We start from the raw sequence: 16,812 nt of genomic DNA, 5'->3' as shown, positions 1-16,812 counted from the left end.
ATACTCTTTGTGACTCAAGGAATGCTTGGCCGGTGGTTGCTGCGGTCACCTAAACTGACGTCGATGCCGACGATCACCACACCCCCGGAGCGGGGGACGTCCAATCGGCCGAACTCACGCTCCTGCGCAGCCTGGTCAGAGGTTCACGCTGAAGATCCGCGGATCGAACGACGAGGTGGGTGAGACGGCGATGATGAGGATGGCGTCCCGCGGACTGCTCGCCCTGTGTGTTGCGCTCGCCGTACTGGTTCACCATGCCTCGGCGGGTAGCGCCGTGTCCTCATTGCATTCGCCCGGCCATTCGATGGTGGCCCAGGTCGTGTTGCCGCAGGGCGGTGCTGCACACCTCTCGATGCCCCAACGCGCTGATCACGATTCGGGCCACGGGTTGGGACCTTGTGGCTCGTCCGGCATGCAACTGTGCGCGGCGCCGAGTGTCGACATCGTGGCAGCCGTGCCACCCTCACCGGCGGTTCCTGCGTGGGAAGGGATGCTGCGCCCGCTGCGCTCAACGACTGTCGTCGGTCGCACCATCGCTCGGGGTCCGCCGGACCTGTCTCGGCTCTCGGTGTCACGCATATAGGTCGCCGCGTGACGGCTCATGTTGCCGTCGCACGGACCTGACCTGCCTCTGTTCCTGAGGCGTTGCATACATCGAGAGAGGACTTTGACATGAACACCATCAATCGCCGTACTGTGCTGCTGGGAGGCCTTGCCGCTGCCGCGACCGGCGTCCTTGCCGGCTGCAGCAAGTCGGGCGGCAGCACACCGTCCACGCCGTCGCTGGTCGCACCGACCGGAGCGGAAGTAGCGCGGGCGGAGGACGCCCGCAAGGGGACCGGTCGCGAGCACAAGGTGGCGCTGACGGCCGTGCCGGCCACGATCGGTTTGGGCGCCGGCCTCCTGGCAGCGACCTGGGCGTTCGATCGGCGTACGCCGGGCACGCCGATCCGGATCCCGGCCGGCGACACGCTGGTCGCCACGCTGTCCAACCGGCTCCCGACCGGAAGTGCGACGTCGATCCACTGGCATGGTGTTGCCTTGCGCAACGACATGGACGGGGTTCCAGGCGTGACGCAGAAGCCGACCGCGTCGGGAGATTCCTTGACCTACCGCTTCGTCGCCCCCGATCCCGGCACCTACTTCTTCCATCCGCACGTGGGCGTTCAGCTCGACCGCGGCTTGTATGCGCCGCTGATCGTCGAGGATCCCAAGGAGCCGCTGTCGTACGACGACGAATTCATGGTCGTGCTCGACGACTGGGTCGACGGTCTCAACGGAACACCCGACGATGTGTTCGCCGAGGTGAAGCAAGGCATGGGCGGGATGGGCTCGATGCCTGGCATGTCGATGCGGTACCTGCTCATGGACGCTGAGAGCGAGCTGCTCGGCGGAGACGCGGGCGACGTGAAGTACCCCTACCACCTGATCAACGGCCGGGTGGCGGCGGATCCGGAGGTGTACACGGCCAAGCCGGGCACAAGAGTCCGGCTGCGGATCATCAACGCCGGCTCCGACACGGCGTACCGAGTCGCGCTCGGCGGTCACAAGCTGACGATCACCCACACCGACGGGTATCCCGTCGAGCACAAGCAGTTCGACGCACTACTGATCGGGATGGGCGAGCGGTACGACGTACTCGTGACACTGGCCGACGGCGTGTTCCCTTTGGTGGCCTTGGCCGAAGGTAAGAACCAGACCGGCATGGCGATGGTCCGCACCGGGGCAGGCACACGTCCGCCGGCCGCTGCACGACCGGCTGAGTTGAGCGGGTCGATTGGGATGGCGTCGCAGCTCGAGGCGGCCGAGGAGGCGCGACTGAAGCAGGCAGAACCAGACGTGACTCACCAACTGAAGCTGACCGGTGGAATGGACGAGTACGACTGGTCGGTCAACGGCAAGCGGTTCGACATGGAGGACCCGGCGGCGACTCCGCTGCTGATCCGCGCGGGACAGCGGGTTCGGCTCGAGTTCGTCAATGACACCGACATGTGGCACCCGATGCACCTGCATGGTCACACGTATCAGCTCGGTGATGCCGGTCCACGGAAGGACACGGCGATCGTGCTGCCACGGAAGACACTGTCGGTCATCTTCGATGCGGACAACCCGGGGCAGTGGTTGCTGCACTGCCACAACGCCTACCACGGCGAGGCGGGGATGATGGCGCTGGTGGCGTATCAGGCATGACAGTGGATCAATGCGGCACGACACCGTCGGCGAGGCCCCGGCGGTAGGCGGCGATGCGGTCCTCGGCAGGGTCCAGGCAGCAACTGGAGCACTTGGTTGCCTCGGCGGAGGTGTAGTAGAGGCAGCACGTGTTGCGGAGGTAGAACAGCCCCTCACGGTCGTTCTCCCGCAGCCTGACGACCTTGCCGAGGGCATCGATTCCGCCGGTCGACGCGGCCAGGAACTTCTGGTAGGCGCGTTCCAGCAGGTCCACGTCGCCACCTCTTCGGCTGGCGATGCAGAACGCCGCCGCGCAGCCGTGCGCCACGCCGCCGTTGAGCTGACGCAGACCGGCCCTGGTGCGCGCTCGCATCGCCTCCGCGAGCGGGAGGAGGTGTTCGTCGAGGACCCAGGAGACCAACGTGTCGACAGAGGCGTCGACGAGGCGCGGCTCACGGAGTCCGACCGCCTCGAAGCCATGGTGCGGAGAGAGCCGGATAGCGACATTGGACGGACGCATGTCGACGACCACGTCCTCCAGCGCCCAGGCCAGGAGTGCGGATGCTGTGACCGTGCCGGCGTACACAGCCATCACTGTCAGCGCGGTCGCGTGATCCGAGACCTGGCCGCTGGCGTGCCGCTCGGCCTCGAGCACACGACCCAACTCGTCCGACCAGGGATCGAGCAGCGTGTCGCATCCGATCCAGTCGGTTCCCGAGCTCAGGTCGGTCTCGAGCCGATAGCGGTTTCCGAAGGATTCCAGTCTGGCGAAGACGTCGGGCATCCGTTGGTCCTTCATCCGGTGTGCGCTGCCTGCAGGAGTTCGGCGGTGTAGGGGTGCTCGGGCGATCGGCACAGCACGGCTGATGCGCCGTGCTCGACGATCGTCCCGGATCGAAGTACGACGATCCGGTCGCAGGACTGCACCGCTTCGCCGAGGTCGTGCGTCACGAAGACGACGGCGAGGCCTCGTTCGGTGGCGACCGACCGAAGGGTGGTGGCGATGCCGGCCCGGCTCGAGACATCGAGCATCGATGTGGCTTCGTCTGCGATGAGCAGCACTGGATCTGCGACCAGGGCGCGAGCGATGGAGACCCGCTGCCGCTGTCCGCCGGACAGTTGGTCGGGAAAGCGTTGCAGGAGGTCGTCCGGCAGACCTGCGGCCGCCAGTGCGGCCTTGACACGGGGGGCTCGGGCAACGCGCGGTACCCCGGCGATCACCAGCGGCTCGGACACGATGCTCACCACCCGCATGCCCGGGTGCAGCGCGTCGTACGGGTCCTGGTGTACGAACCCCAAGCGCTGCTGGAGTTTCCGGAGTGCTCGGCCTCGCAGGGCCGTGAGGTCCTGATCCGCGACCTCGACTCGGCCGCCGGTCGGCCTGATCAGGCCGAGGACGATCCGGGCCAGGGTGCTCTTACCCGATCCGCTCTCGCCGACGAGTCCGACGATCTCGCCGGCCCGGATGTCGAGGTCGATGCCCTTCAGCGCCTCGACGGTGCGCGTCCGGCTCCGATAGGTGTGACGGACTCCGGAGAGGCGGGCGACCGTCTTACCGGCTGATTCGCAGGCCCGCGGGACCACGGGATAGGTCGGCCGATCGGTCTCGGCATGTCGGTGGCAGGCGACCAAGGCGTCGCCGTACTGCCGGAGCTCGGGGGTCTCGTCGCGGCAGCGCTGGATCGCGAGCGGGCATCGCGGTGCGAACCGGCACCCGGTGGGCAGGTGGTCGAGAGGCGGCGCCGATCCGGGGATGCTGCCCCAGGAGACTGCCCGGTCGGCCACAGGTGCCGCGGTGAGCAGCCCCGCGGTGTAGGGATGCGCGGTGTCGCGGGACAGCGTCGATGTCGCCCTGACCTCGGCCAGCCGGCCGGCGTACATGACCGCGACTTGGTTTGCGTAAGGCATGAGTCCTGCGAGGTCGTGCGACACCACGAGAGTGCTGATTCGCAGCGATGCGAGCAGCTCGAGTACCTGTCGCTGGGTGATCGCGTCCAGGCCGGTCGTGGGTTCGTCCGCGACCAGCAGTCGTGGTTCGCCTGCCATTGTCAGGGCGATCGCGACCCGTTGTCGCTGGCCGCCGGACAGTTCGTGGGGAAAGCAGCGCAGCATGCTGCGACTGAGGCCGACCCGATCGAGCAGCCCAGCCGGAGTGGAGCTGCCGCCGTGGAGCTCGATCATCTCTTCGAGCTGGACGCCGATCCGATGCACCGGGCTGAGCCCGGTCATCGCGCCCTGAGGGACGATCGCGACCTGCTTACCGCGGATACCGGTCCAGTCGGCGCGGCCGGCGAGTTCGTCTTCGCCGAGGCGTGCAGATCCGGTCGTCACCGCGGTGGCCGGGAGCAGACCGAGCAGTGCGCGGGCGAGCGACGTCTTTCCACAGCCGCTCTCGCCGACCAAAGCGAGGATCTCGCCGTCGGCGACGTCGAGGTTGATCCGGTCGACGGCAGTGAGGCCTGAGTACCGCACCGAGAGGTCGCGCACGGTGAGCGTCATGAAGCCTCCTTGAGCGCCGGGTTGAGCCGGTCTTCCACCGCGATACCGATGAGGGCGAGGGCGAGAACAGTCAGCGTGATGGCCGCGCCCGGTGGCAGTGCCCACCACGTCCAGGCGTCGGAGAGGAACACGCCGTTGACCTGGACCCAGTACAGCGTCGTACCCCAGCTCGGCGCGGTCGGATCACCGAGACCGAGGAACGACAGCGTCGCGTCGTAGATGATCGCCCGCATGGCGGTTCGCACGAAGATCGGAACGAGCAACGGGCCGATGAGGTACGACGCATGCCGGGCGAGCAGCCACCACCGCGCGGCCCCCATCGCGCGAGCGACCTCCAGGTGGCCGCGCGACCATGCGGTGAGCACCGCGGCACGTAGTACCCGGGAAGGGACAGGCCAGAGGATCAGCGACAGGATCGCGACGCGAATCCCGAACGACTGACCGAGGAACGCGGCTGCCAGGATATAGAGGATCAGCTCAGGCAGGATGAGCATGACATCGATTCCGCGCATCATCGTGGTCGACAGCCAGCGTCGTCCGAGCCCCGCGGCACCGCCGACTACAGCGGCGATGACGGTAGTGATCGCGGCGACGACGAAGGCCAGGCTCAGGGACGTGCCGGCTCCGACGACGAGCTGTTCGAGGAGGTTACGGCCGAGGTCGTCGGCACCGAGCGGGATCCCAGGTCCCGGCGGTGCGTACGGTTCGGCTACCCGGTCGCGACCGGCGCCGGGCGGCAGTGTCACACCGTAGATTGCGATCCCGACGATGGTGGCCAGCAGGCCGGCACCGATGGTGCCCTGCCTGCCGAGCAGGTTACGTGGGGCCACACGTTGGAGCATCATTCATTGCCTCCGGTCCTGGCGCGGGGATCGAGGAGGGGATAGGTCGCGTCGGCCAGCGCGTTCATCAGGACGACCATGACGGTGAGAACGAGGAATGCGCCCTGCATCAGCGGGTAGTCGCGCGCGGAGATCGCGTCGAAGGTCAACCGTCCGAGCCCGGGGTAGGCGAAGACGGTCTCCACCACGATCGAGCCCGCCGCCAGGAAGCCGATCTCGAGCATCAGGATCGTGTGTACCGGCAGCAGAGCAGGTCGCAGTACATGCCGCCTGATCAGCCGTCCAGGCGGCACACCTCGGGCATGGGCATGCTGGACCGGTGCGCTGGTCAGCACGGTCAACAGTGACGATCGGGTGTACATGAACAGGTAGCCCATGCCCGTGATCACCAAGGTCGTGACCGGCAAGATCAGGTGCTGCAGGACACCGCCCACCGTCACACCGTCGATGCCGGACACTCCGAACGTGGGCAGCAGCCTCAGCTGTACGCCGAACACGACGATGAGCAGCATGCCCAGCCAGAACTGAGGGAGTGAGTCGACGACGATCGCTGTCGCGAGCAACCCAGATCCCTTACCGCGCCGGCGTCGCAGTGCCCCCAGGATGCCGAGCGTCACACCGAGCGCAGCGGTGATGACGATGCTCGTTCCGACCAGCAACAAGGTCCACGGCAGTGCACCGCCGAGCGCTTCGGCGACCGATCGGCCGTCGGAGAGGGAAGTCCCCAGCTGCAGGGTGAAGATGCCCTTCAGATAGCTCGCGAACTGCTCTGGCAATGGCTGGCCGAACCCGTACTGCGTCGCGATCTGAGTGCGCTCGTCCTCGGTCAGCCTCGCCAGCGCCTCGGGGCTGCCGAAGAGCTTGAGCGGCCCGCCTGGCAGCGCCCGAGGGAGGGCGAAGTTCAGCGTCAACGCGATCAGGAGCACGACGCCGTACTCGATGAACCTGCCGCTGAGATAGCGCAGGTACGAGCGCCGCCCGGTGACCTTCGCCCCGGACGCCACGGCCTCCGTCATGAGAGTTTGTAGTCGACGAGCGAGAACTTGTTCAGCACGGCCGCCCCGTTCTGCCAGGTCCAGCCGTCGTACACGTCCCTGCGGAAGGCGTACGCGCCGTTGCGGTAGTACAACGTGACGAAAGGCATCTGATCGACGATCCGTGCCTGCAGCTTCTTGGCGGCCGCCGTGCGTCCCTCGATCGTCGGCGCGGATCGCAGCTCGTCGAGGATCGTGTCGGTGGCCGGGTCCTTGAGCCCGACGATGTTGAGCGAGCCGTCATCGGGATCGGAGTCGAAGAGCTGCGCGATCGTTCCGCTGCTCAGCATCACCGGCGCCGACCAACCCCACATCGTCATGTCGTAGTTGCGGCCCTTGCGTACGTCGTAACCGGGCCAGACCTTCGCGTCGACGGAGTCCGAGTCGAGTGCGCTGATCTTCACCGTGACGCCGACGGCCTTGAACATGTCGCGGATGAGCTCGGCGCTGCGCAGTCGGTCGGTGGACGTGCTCTGCACCAGGAGTTCGAAGGACATCGGCTTGCCGTCGAGCACTCGGGTGCCGTTCGGGCCTGGCTGGGCTCCGAGCGCGTCCAGGTCGCTGTTGGCCGCCTCGGCGTCGTACAGGGATGCTTGCTGGTCCGGCTTGACCGGGGACTCCGGGTGGATGAAGCCTGGGTTCCCGGCCTTGCCCTGTCCCAGCAATGAGGTCTTGACCAGGTCGTGGACGTTGACGGCCTTCGCCAGGGCACGCCGTACCTCTGGCTTGTCGAAGGGCGGCCGGGTCGTGTTGAACGCCAGCAGGGTCGAGGCGAACTCGGTGCCCTTGACGACGCCGATGTTCGGTTGCTTCTCCAACGCGGCCAATTGCTGTGGTGGCACGATCCGCGCCGACAACTGAATCTCACCGGTTCGCAGCGCCGCGAACTGGGTTGACTCCTCCGGGATGACGACGACCTTCACGGATTCGACGCGCGGTGTGCCCAGCGCGTACGACGTGTTGGCCGTCAGCGTGTAGCCGCGGGCGTTGTCGTACTTGGTCAACTTGTAAGGGCCGGTGCCGACGGCCTTGTCCGCGCCCGCGGTGCTGACCTTGGTCACCGACTGCCAGATGTGCTTGGGAAGCATGGCCATGTCGGCGAGGATGCGCCGGGGGAATTCAGGATCGGCCGTCTTCAGCGTCATCGTGACCGTGTCGCCGTCGGCGGTGACGGCCTCGATCGGCCGGACGTCGATCGCGGAGTCGCCCTCCATGTTCTTGCGGTAGAACTCAACGCTGAACACCACGTCGTCCGCCGTGAACGGCTTCCCGTCGTGCCAGGTCACGCCCGACCGCAGCGGAAGCGTGAAGACCTTGTTGTCCGTGGTCTTGATCTCCTTGGCCAGCAGCGGTACGACGTCGTCCCCGCGGACGACCGCAAGCGGGTCGAAGATCAGCTTCACCAGGTTGTTGCCCGGATATCCGGTCTGGTTGGTGAACGGTGTGAGCGTCCCCTCGTCAGAGGAGATCGCAATGGTGACGGCCTTCGCGGTCGCCTTGCCCTGTGCGTTCGGTGCCGGTTCGGCATCGGCACTGCAGGCGGCCGGCCCGAGCGCCAGCGCTGCCGCCACCATGAGCGGCCGGATGACAGTTCTGCGCATGATACCTCCGGTAGGTATACCCGCTGTGGGCCCTGACTGTATAGATCTGGCGGCAGGACTCAAAGAGGTAAAAGAAAATCCCTACGAAGTTTCTTAGTAGGTGGCAGAGTCCGCTGACCGCTGCTACCTTAGGGGGGTATCGTGTCCGGAGCTGAGGCATGGCGAGGCCCCGGGGCGCGGCCAACGTCATGCGGCCACACCCCGGGCTTGATGGATCACACCGCCGCCGAGCTCGTGCTCCTGGCCTGAGCCGAGGCGTCCGGCTTGGGCATCCGGAGGGTGATCGTCGCCAGCACCGCACCGACAGCCGCGATCACGGCCGCGCCGACGAAGGCCGCGGAGTACCCGCTGGTGAGAGCAGTCGGTACGCCGAGCTCGTCAGCACCGTTGGCCGCGGCGAGTGCCGTGATCGCGGCCAGGCCGAGGGCGGAACCGATCTGGTAGCTGGTGTTCACGATCCCCGACGCAAGGCCGCCTTCCTCGGGACGGGCCGAGGAGAGTGCGATGCCGAGGCTTGGGATGAACGCCAGTGACATACCCGCCGCCGCGATCAACGAGGCCGGCAGTACGTCGGTCCAGAACGAGCCAGTGGAGCGGATCAGGGACAGCGCCACCAGTCCGGCGGTCAGGATGGTCATCCCTGTGACGAGGGTCTTCTTCGGGCCGATCGCGGCGATCAGCCGTGGCGCGACCACGATCATGCCGAGCATGATGAACGTTGTCATGGGCAACAACGCCGAGCCGCTCGGGAACGCGCTCAACCCCAGCACCTGCTGCAGATAGAGATTCAGGAAGAACCACATCGGCACCCAGGCCGCACCAAGGAGCAACTGCGCCACGTTCGCCGCCGCGAGGTTCGGCGACCGGAAGATCGCCAACCGCATCAGCGGTTCACGACGGGCGGCCTGGATCGCGACGAACACACCGAGCAGCAGCACCGCCGCGGCACCCACCAGCAGGGTCTGCGCCGACGACCAACCGACCTCGGGAGCCCGCACGATCGCGTACACCCCGGCCGCCAGCCCGGCGGTCACGGTCAACGCGCCCAGCAGGTCGACCCCGCCCCGCCGAGCAGTTGCGACAGGCATCAAAGCCGGCGTCGCGATCAACGCCACCAGCGCGATAGGGATGTTCAGGAAGAAGACCCAGGGCCAGGACATGTACTCGGTGATCACGCCACCGAGAAACACTCCCGCCGTACCGCCTGCCGGCGCGGCGGCGCCGTACAGGGCGATCGCCTTGGTCAGCTCCGCTGGGTTGCCGCCGAACAGCATCATCAGCAGCGTCAAGGCCGCCGGTGCGATCAGCGCCGCCCCTACGCCCTGAACCGCGCGGCCGGTGAGCTCCAGCCCCACTCCGCCGGCGACGCCGGCCAGCACCGACCCAGCGAGCAGGATCGCCCAACCGGCAGCGAAGATCCGGCGCGCGCCGAGCAGGTCCGACAACCGGCCGCCGAGTAGCAGCAGGCCGCCGAACGCGACGACGTACGCATTGAACACCCAGGACAAGCTTCCCGGAGTGAAGCCGAGATCGGCCTGCATCTCCGGTAATGCCACCCCGATGATCGAGGTGTCCATGATCACCATGAACTGTGCGGCGGCGATCAGCCCCAGCGCCCACCAGCGCTTCGACGACACCGGCACGGATGTCTCACTCATTTCTACCCCTAACCCGTAGGGGGTATGCGATGAACGCACGAACCCCTGCACCTAAGAATTGGCTGTGTGCCGGATACCATAGGGGGGTATTGTAATTTTCACAAGGGCAGGCGCCCAGGTTGCAGGATCAGGAGCTGTGGAGCAGGGATCGCAGCGAGGCGATCACGACGTCGGGCGCGGCCTCCGAGGTCAATCGGCCGGCGTCTACCTCGTCGGCGGCCGCGTGCAGGACGGCGTAGAAGGTGGCGATCAGCCACTCGCGGGGGAGGTCGGTGCGGAAGACGCCACCCTTCTGGCCGCGGATGAGAAGTTCCTCGAGGTGGCGCAGAGCGGCGTCATGCTGGTCGCGCAGAGTGCTGGGGCCGAGATGGTCGAGTGCGGCGAGCCGGACCTTGCGGTGCCGGTCGAGGATCGGCCACGAGCTTTGCACCAGCCGCTCCAGTGCCTCGTCCACGTCGCCGGTGCCGAGTTCCAGGCCGGACAGGATCTGGTCGGTCTCTTCGATGGCACGCCGTACGACGGCCTCCAGCAGGAGCTCGCGGGTCGGGAAGTGTGCGTACAACGTCGGCCGGGTGACGCCCGCCGCGGCCGCGACCTCGCTCATCGTCGGCACTGGGCCGGCGACGAGCAGGCCGCGGGTCACGGTAAGGATCGTCTCGGCGTTGCGTTCGGCGTCCGAGCGACGGCGTGGCTGGTTCACTGCCATGTCGGAAGACTACGGACCGGGCTCCAGCTAGTGGCCGTGGCCATGCCCGTGGCCGGCGACCGCCTGGGGCTTGCCGCCGGGAACCAGGAGCAGAGCAACGATGCCGGCGACCGCCGCGGCGATCGCGCTGGCCAGGTAGCCGTCGGTGAACCCGGCAATGTCCCCAGCCGCGTTGGCGGACAGGCTCGCTGCGGCGATGGTCGAGACGACGGCGACGCCGATGCTGCCGCCGAGCTCATGGAACGTGTTCACCACACCGGACGCGACCCCGGATTCCGCCGGAGGCACGTTCGCCAGCGTGGTAGTGGTGGCAGTTACGAAGACCGGTCCGACGCCGAGTGCCGCCAGCAGGAAGCCGGGCAGGACCGAGGTTGCCACGCTGTCACCCGGCGAGATCTGCGTCAGGAGACCCGCTCCGATCGCGACCAGCGCGAAGCTGACCACAGCCACGATCCGGCCACCGACATGGCTGATCAGATGCGCCGCCAGTTGCGCTCCGACGGTGATCGCCACAGCCACCGGAAGGAACAGTAGACCGGTCTTCAGGGCGCTGAAGCCCAGCACATGCTGGAAATAGAGAGACGTGAGGAAGAACAGGCCCAGCAGCAGCCCGGTCGCGACCAGCATCAGGAACGTCCCCGACACGACCGGCCGCCGCGCCAGGGTCTGCGGCCGCATCAACGGTACGGCGACCTTCGCCTCCGTCAACACGAAGGCGGCGTACCCGACAACAGCTCCGGCGATCGCGCTGAGGGTGCCCGTCGACGTCCAGCCGGCGTCACCCGCGTGGACGAGCCCGTAGATGAGTGCGGCGGTTGCCGCGGTGACCAACGCTGCACCAGGTACGTCGAGGCTCTGGCGCTCCCGCGGTTGATCCGCACCCACCAGGCGTGGGATGAGGACCAGAATCACGACACCGATCGGCACGTTGATGTAGAACACCCACGCCCAGCCAGGCCCGGCGGTGAGCAGGCCGCTCAGCAGTACGCCGATCGCCGCACCGGCACCGCCGATCGCCGCCCACACCCCCAGGGCCCGGTTGCGCTCACGGCCATGGAACGTGGTGGTGAGGATCGACAGCGCGGCCGGTGACATCAACGCCGCACCGATCCCCTGACCGGCCCGGCCGGCGATCAGGACCTCCGCGTTGCCCGCCAGCCCGGACGCCAGCGACGCCACCGTGAAGACGGTCAGCCCTGTCAGCAGGGTCCGGCGAGCGCCCAGAAGGTCGGCCAGCCGGCCACCCAGGATCATCAAGCCGCCGAAGACCAATGTGTAGGTCGTCACCACCCAGGTGAGCGCCTCCCGTTCCAGCCCGAGGTCGTCGCCGATGCTCGGCAACGCGACCTGAACCACCGTGATGTCCACGATCAGCATGAATTGCGCGAACGCCAGCAGCACCAGCGTCAGCCAGCGCCGCCGATCCGTCGTTCGCTCTGCCTCGCCGGGAACAGTTGTGTGCTGGCGACTCATCAGAACCTCCAAATTTGACACTCGTGTATAGTTTTATACCTTAGAGGGGTATGGCACACAAGGCGGATTTCTCAGGGAGGTAGGAGCCATGTCCGATCGGAGGGCTGTGATCGCAGGGGCGGGCCTGGGCGGTCTGGCTGCCGCGATCGCGCTGCACCGGCGCGGCTGGCAGATCACCGTTCTCGAGCGTGCCCCGGCGTTGCGCGAGGTCGGCGCCGGCATCTCGCTCTGGCCGAACGCCGTACGTGCCCTGGACCTGCTGGGTGTCGGCGATCAGGTCCGGGAGCTCGGCGGCATCGAGGCGGCCGCCGGGTTCCGTGACGACCGCGGGCGGTGGCTGTTCCGGTCCGACATCGTTGCGATCGAGGAGCTTTACGGGCCGAGTGTGATGATCAGGCGGCCGGTCCTGCTGGACATCCTGAAGTCCGCCATATCGGCTGACGCCATCGTTCTCGACGCTCTCGTCGACGGCGTCGAGGCCGGCGACGACCAGGTGACGATCGAGCATGACGGCGTACTGCACACGGCCGATCTACTGGTCGGCGCCGACGGCGTCCGCAGTACCGTTCGGGCCAAACTTTGGCCGGAGGCCAAGCCGCCGGTCTATGCCGGCTACACCACGTGGCGCTTCATCACGCCGCCCCTCCACCTGGAGGTCGCCACCAGTGAGAGCTGGGGAGCCGGTGAGCGGGTCGGAATCATCCCGCTGGCTGACGGTTCCATCTACTCGTATCTCGGCGCCAGCACACCGCCTGGCCAGACGTACGCCGACGAACTTGCTGAACTGCGGCGCCGGTTCGGGCACTGGCACGACCCGATCCCGGCCATGCTCGACAGCGTCAGCGGCACGGAGATCCTGCGCCACGACATCTACCGGCTGCCTCCACTGTCCACCTACGTCAGGGGCCGGGTCGCCCTGGTCGGTGATGCCGCACATGCGATGACGCCGGATCTCGGTCAGGGTGGTGGCACTGCTCTCGAGGACGCCGTCGAACTCGCGGAAGCCCTCGACGGGACCGACGATGTGCACGAAGGTCTGCGTAGGTACGACGTACGTCGTCGCAGCCGCACTCAGGCCATCGCCCGGCAATCACGCATCTTCGGCGCGTTCGCCCAGTCGTCGGGCCGTCCTTCGGTCCTGCTTCGCAACGGCATCGCAAGACTCTTGCCGCCTAGCTTGCTGCTGCGATCGCTCCGCCCCATGCTGACGTGGCGGGGGTGAATGCGGTCGGCCGGCCGTGGCCTCGGCGTACCTGTCTACATCTTGCGGAACACGAGCAGTTCGCACCGGCCGCCACTAAGGGGCTCGAAATGGCTGCCGACCAAGGTCAGGCCGTGGCGCGCCAGCAGCTCGATGGTCCAGGCGCGCGGAGTCACCCAATAGATCGCCGCGTTCTCTGCGACCCAGGTCTTGGTCGCATCCTCGTCCAGGCAGTCCTCCGTCACGATGTCGAAGGCGACCACGCCACCTGGACGGACGACGCGCGCCATCTCCCAGAGGTATCCGACGGTTGTGGTGAACGGAATGTAGACGAACAACTTGTACGCCTGCACGAGATCGACCGATTCCGATGCCGTGGCCGACAGCGTGTGACCGTCCGCGGGCCGTTCCACCAGATTCGGCAGCCTGCGCAGGTACGGACGCCAGTCTGGCGCAGTCTCGTAGATCTCGTAGTGCTTGGGCGACAGCGCTGCGATGACTTTCTCGGCGTACCGTCCCGAACCGGGGCCGATCTCGCATACGCGATCGAGCTGGTCACCCAGGCCACTCAGGTGCAGCATTGCCTCAACCGCTGCAGCGGTTGCCTGTGGCTCCGCGCTGAACTGATCGAGATAGTCGCCGACCGACAGACCGGCGCGCTTCGCGGCAGCAATGGTCTTCCTCGCCGGCAGGAACGACTGAATCGCGGGATCGGTGCTACGGCCGCGGATCACCTGAATGCCGAAAGGCCGCAGCGCGCCGTTGATGCCGCGGCGCGCCAAGCTGGCAACTGACATGCCCCTCCCCGTGACTGATGATCCCCTTCTCGACCCCAACTACTATCCGCGATAGTAGCTTCGTATCCACATCAGGACAAGGAACTCCGGTGGCCCACGGTTCCGGGACAGACGGTTGCCCCCGGCCCTGAAACGGACGCCCGGCTACAGCCTGCGGCTGCTTGGCGGCATGGCGTAGCCGGCGGCGGACTGTCCGCGAAATCCGAGCGCACAGGGCGATGCTGTGGCATGGACATGGCCAGCGGCGGTTCCTAGCATCGGCGGTGTACGGCGGGTGGAGGCCGCCGGTTCGGAGTGGGGAAACATGTCCAGCACAACCCGTACAACGCTGTGCAGGTCGATCGCCGTGCTGCGAGCCGCCACCTCGGCAGCGGGCTCACCTATCTCAGCGACCTCAACGTCGACCTCCACGTCGTTGGCGTGCGCTGACGGATGCAGGTTCGTGTGCACAAGCGGCGCTTGAGGCAGCAACCTCTCGACGCGTCGCCGTCGGCATGCGATCTCGGTCTTGTCGACCACGCGATCCCCATTGACATTGCGGGTCGTCGGGGATCCAGACGCCCGCTACAGCGGGCCGGAGCTCAGGGGGCATCAATGCCCAGAAGATCGCACCGAGGTCTCGTCTGCGCCGTAGTGAGCGCGCTGGCGTTGACAACCATGGGCGGCATCGCAGCCGCGCATCCCGAGCCGGAGGCCGACGGTGGCCTGCACGTGTCTGACGGACCGCGCGACGCGCATCAGCACGGAGAGACCGCAGGTCATCTGCCCGGCAGCAGGACGGCCAATGTCGACCTCGTCAGCAAGCTGAAGCTGAAGAACGTCGTACCGGAGAAGATCGCCGACGTCGGTGTCCTCGGCAACTATGCCTACCTTGCCGCGTGGGGCTTCGTCACCTGCAAGTACAACGGCGTCCACGTGGTCAACATCGCCGATATCGCCAACCCACGTGAAGTTGCCTTCATCCAGGCCAAGGAAGGCAGCTACCCCGGCGAGGGCATCCAGGCGTTGCACATCGACACACCGTATTTCAACGGCGACCTCCTGGTGTCCAACAACGAGAAGTGCAGAGCCAATGCCGGCTTCGGCGGGATGAACCTGTACGACGTCACGAACCCGGAGCGCCCGACGCCGCTGGCAGAGGGAGTCGGCGACTTCACCGTCAACGGGCAGGGCAAGAAGGCAGCCAACGAGATCCACAGCGTCTTCGCCTGGGACGCGGGCGAGAAGGCCTACGCCGTCATCGTCGACAACGAGGAGGGCATGGACGTCGACATCATCGACATCACCAACCCGAAGAAGGCGTTCCTGACCGCGGAGTACGACCTGGACCAGAGGTTCCCACAGATCCTCCAGTCTGTGCCGGCCAACCTGGTCGAGGTGTTCCTGCACGACATGATCGTGAAGGAGATCGGCGGCAGGCAGGTCATGCTGCTGTCCTACTGGGACGCCGGTTACGTCAAGGTCGACATGACCGACGTACACAATCCCGTGTATCTCGGTGACACCGACTTCACCAATCCGGATCCGGAGGCGGCCGAAAGCGGCTTCATCGTGCCCCCGGAGGGCAACGGGCACCAGGCGGAGTTCACCCTCGACAACCAGTACGTCATCGGAGCGGATGAGGACTTCGGACCGTTCGCTGTGAGCGCCCGTAACGTCACCGACGGCACGGAGATCAACGCCGGCCAGGGGAACAACACGCGCCAGCTGGAAGACGGCCAGATCATCACCGGGCAGGCCAAGTTCGTCGGCCGCGCATGCAACACCGACCCGGCGGTGCCCGCGGGCAACGGCACGCAGATCGCCGTCGTCGAGAGGGGAGTCTGCACCTTCACCGAGAAGGTCGCCAACGTGATCAGGGCAGGCGGATACGCGGCGGTCCTGATCTTCAACCGGACCGCATCGGACGCGTGCAACCAGACCCCGGGCATGGACGTGGTAGGTGACATCCCGACCTTCGGGGTAGCACCTCGCGAACAAGGCTTCGCCATCTTCGGGGCAGCGTACGACGACGCCGCCTGCCTCGCCGGCGACGGAACGCAACTGGCCCCGATCGTCATCGGATCGACCGGTGACACGCTCACGTTCTCGTCGTACTTCGATGGTTGGGGTTACGTGCACCTGTTCCGGAACCAGAACGGCAAGATGGCCGAACTCGACACGTACGCCATCCCCGAGGCGCACGACCCGGCGTTCGCGAACGGCTTCGGCGATCTGTCGGTGCACGAGGTGGCGACGTCGCACCAGGTCGCGAATCGCCTGTACTTCTCCTACTACTCCGGCGGCTTCCGCGTCGCGGAGATCGAGGGCAACGAGATCGTCGAGAAGGGTCACTACATCGACCCTGCCGGCAACAACTTCTGGGGCGTCCAGGTGTTCCAGCGCAACGGGCAGGAATACGTCGCAGCCAGCGACCGTGACAGCGGCCTCTGGATCTTCAAGTTCAACGGCTGATTCAGCCGATCCAATACACCGTGGACCCGGTCACCTCGGTGGCCGGGCCCGGTCGAGGTCGGGCACAACGATCCGCACGGCGCGAACACGTGGTCGTCGCACTGACGCGCAATAGCTGGCGTCGATCAGGGACCCCAGCCGTTGACATCGCGGAATGGTGTGCGGATCGTCGGTAGAGGTCGGGGCTCGGTGAGTCCGCGAGCGTTTCTCTCGGTGGGGTGGGCCGCCGACCGCCGACCGGCCTCGGGGGAGACCAGTCCATGTCGGCCTGTCGGCCGACCACTCCAGGGGGTGGGGGCGGAGCACCTCACAGGTTGACCCTTGTCGCAATCGCATCCACCCTTCACGGGCAGTGGCGGCAGCGCTACTGCATGTTCG

13 protein-coding genes are annotated in these 16,812 nt (G+C 66.7%); 4 read left to right on the top strand and 9 right to left on the bottom strand.

All coding sequences use genetic code 11. The annotated features are described in order from the left end of the window. The first annotated feature begins 190 nt into the window (after nucleotides 1-190). Together V9K99_RS42680 and V9K99_RS00140 are read left to right on the top strand one after the other, a co-directional pair. A complete protein-coding gene (locus tag V9K99_RS42680; RefSeq protein ID WP_443137104.1) occupies nucleotides 191-583 on the top strand; it encodes a DUF6153 family protein in 393 nt (130 codons plus the stop codon). A gap of 89 nt (nucleotides 584-672) precedes the next feature. Continuing rightward, nucleotides 673-2,190 carry a multicopper oxidase family protein gene (locus V9K99_RS00140; RefSeq protein ID WP_337008275.1) on the top strand — a complete coding sequence of 506 codons (1,518 nt, stop codon included), beginning with the start codon at nucleotides 673-675 and terminating at the stop codon, nucleotides 2,188-2,190. A gap of 7 nt (nucleotides 2,191-2,197) precedes the next feature. Here V9K99_RS00140 and V9K99_RS00135 read toward each other — a convergent pair whose 3' ends face one another. From V9K99_RS00135 to V9K99_RS00100, 8 genes are all read right to left on the bottom strand, one after another. Further along, nucleotides 2,198-2,953, bottom strand: a complete 756-nt coding sequence (locus V9K99_RS00135) for a (2Fe-2S)-binding protein (RefSeq protein ID WP_337008277.1) — start codon at nucleotides 2,951-2,953, stop codon at nucleotides 2,198-2,200. 11 nt (nucleotides 2,954-2,964) lie between these two features. Continuing rightward, a complete protein-coding gene (locus V9K99_RS00130) occupies nucleotides 2,965-4,668 on the bottom strand; it encodes an ABC transporter ATP-binding protein (RefSeq protein ID WP_337008279.1) in 1,704 nt (567 codons plus the stop codon). After that, entirely contained in the window at nucleotides 4,665-5,498 is an 834-nt protein-coding gene (locus V9K99_RS00125) for an ABC transporter permease (RefSeq protein ID WP_337008281.1), read from the bottom strand. Before V9K99_RS00125 ends, V9K99_RS00130 begins: the two co-directional genes overlap by 4 nt. Nucleotides 5,499-5,509: 11 nt before the next feature. Next, nucleotides 5,510-6,526, bottom strand: a complete 1,017-nt coding sequence (locus V9K99_RS00120) for an ABC transporter permease (protein ID WP_337008283.1) — start codon at nucleotides 6,524-6,526, stop codon at nucleotides 5,510-5,512. Further along, on the bottom strand, nucleotides 6,523-8,145 hold the full coding sequence (locus tag V9K99_RS00115; RefSeq protein WP_337008287.1) for an ABC transporter substrate-binding protein: 1,623 nt from the start codon (nucleotides 8,143-8,145) through the stop codon (nucleotides 6,523-6,525). The genes V9K99_RS00120 and V9K99_RS00115 overlap by 4 nt, the downstream gene beginning before the upstream one ends. Nucleotides 8,146-8,360: 215 nt before the next feature. Further along, entirely contained in the window at nucleotides 8,361-9,803 is a 1,443-nt protein-coding gene (locus V9K99_RS00110; RefSeq protein WP_337008288.1) for an MFS transporter, read from the bottom strand. A gap of 127 nt (nucleotides 9,804-9,930) precedes the next feature. Then, entirely contained in the window at nucleotides 9,931-10,509 is a 579-nt protein-coding gene (locus V9K99_RS00105; protein WP_337008290.1) for a TetR/AcrR family transcriptional regulator, read from the bottom strand. Nucleotides 10,510-10,536: 27 nt separating this feature from the next. Beyond that, nucleotides 10,537-11,982, bottom strand: a complete 1,446-nt coding sequence (locus V9K99_RS00100; RefSeq protein ID WP_337008292.1) for an MFS transporter — start codon at nucleotides 11,980-11,982, stop codon at nucleotides 10,537-10,539. 88 nt (nucleotides 11,983-12,070) lie between these two features. On the opposite strand from V9K99_RS00100, the gene V9K99_RS00095 reads away from it, so the two are divergent. Next, entirely contained in the window at nucleotides 12,071-13,204 is a 1,134-nt protein-coding gene (locus V9K99_RS00095) for an FAD-dependent monooxygenase (protein ID WP_337008294.1), read from the top strand. Nucleotides 13,205-13,239: 35 nt separating this feature from the next. On the opposite strand, the gene V9K99_RS00090 is transcribed toward V9K99_RS00095, so the two are convergent. Continuing rightward, nucleotides 13,240-13,980 carry a class I SAM-dependent methyltransferase gene (locus V9K99_RS00090; RefSeq protein ID WP_337008296.1) on the bottom strand — a complete coding sequence of 247 codons (741 nt, stop codon included), beginning with the start codon at nucleotides 13,978-13,980 and terminating at the stop codon, nucleotides 13,240-13,242. A gap of 594 nt (nucleotides 13,981-14,574) precedes the next feature. Here V9K99_RS00090 and V9K99_RS00085 point away from each other — a divergent pair. Next, nucleotides 14,575-16,434: a PA domain-containing protein gene (locus V9K99_RS00085; protein ID WP_337008298.1), complete on the top strand. Its 1,860-nt coding sequence runs from the start codon at nucleotides 14,575-14,577 to the stop codon at nucleotides 16,432-16,434. Nucleotides 16,435-16,812: the final 378 nt, after the last annotated feature.

It is taken from the genome of Kribbella sp. CCNWLW201, assembly GCF_037203805.1.
Taxonomy (GTDB): Bacteria; Actinomycetota; Actinomycetes; order Propionibacteriales; family Kribbellaceae; genus Kribbella.
This window is presented reverse-complemented; position numbering and strand designations above follow the sequence as displayed.

Coding starts and splice junctions, on each gene's coding strand:
- V9K99_RS42680 (WP_443137104.1), top strand. CDS start 191: ATGATGAGGATGGCGTCCCGCGGACTGCTCGCCCTGTGTGTTGCGCTC.
- V9K99_RS00140 (WP_337008275.1), top strand. CDS start 673: ATGAACACCATCAATCGCCGTACTGTGCTGCTGGGAGGCCTTGCCGCT.
- V9K99_RS00135 (WP_337008277.1), bottom strand. CDS start 2,953: ATGCCCGACGTCTTCGCCAGACTGGAATCCTTCGGAAACCGCTATCGG.
- V9K99_RS00130 (WP_337008279.1), bottom strand. CDS start 4,668: ATGACGCTCACCGTGCGCGACCTCTCGGTGCGGTACTCAGGCCTCACT.
- V9K99_RS00120 (WP_337008283.1), bottom strand. CDS start 6,526: ATGACGGAGGCCGTGGCGTCCGGGGCGAAGGTCACCGGGCGGCGCTCG.
- V9K99_RS00115 (WP_337008287.1), bottom strand. CDS start 8,145: ATGCGCAGAACTGTCATCCGGCCGCTCATGGTGGCGGCAGCGCTGGCG.
- V9K99_RS00110 (WP_337008288.1), bottom strand. CDS start 9,803: ATGAGTGAGACATCCGTGCCGGTGTCGTCGAAGCGCTGGTGGGCGCTG.
- V9K99_RS00105 (WP_337008290.1), bottom strand. CDS start 10,509: ATGGCAGTGAACCAGCCACGCCGTCGCTCGGACGCCGAACGCAACGCC.
- V9K99_RS00100 (WP_337008292.1), bottom strand. CDS start 11,982: ATGAGTCGCCAGCACACAACTGTTCCCGGCGAGGCAGAGCGAACGACG.
- V9K99_RS00095 (WP_337008294.1), top strand. CDS start 12,071: ATGTCCGATCGGAGGGCTGTGATCGCAGGGGCGGGCCTGGGCGGTCTG.
- V9K99_RS00090 (WP_337008296.1), bottom strand. CDS start 13,980: ATGTCAGTTGCCAGCTTGGCGCGCCGCGGCATCAACGGCGCGCTGCGG.
- V9K99_RS00085 (WP_337008298.1), top strand. CDS start 14,575: ATGCCCAGAAGATCGCACCGAGGTCTCGTCTGCGCCGTAGTGAGCGCG.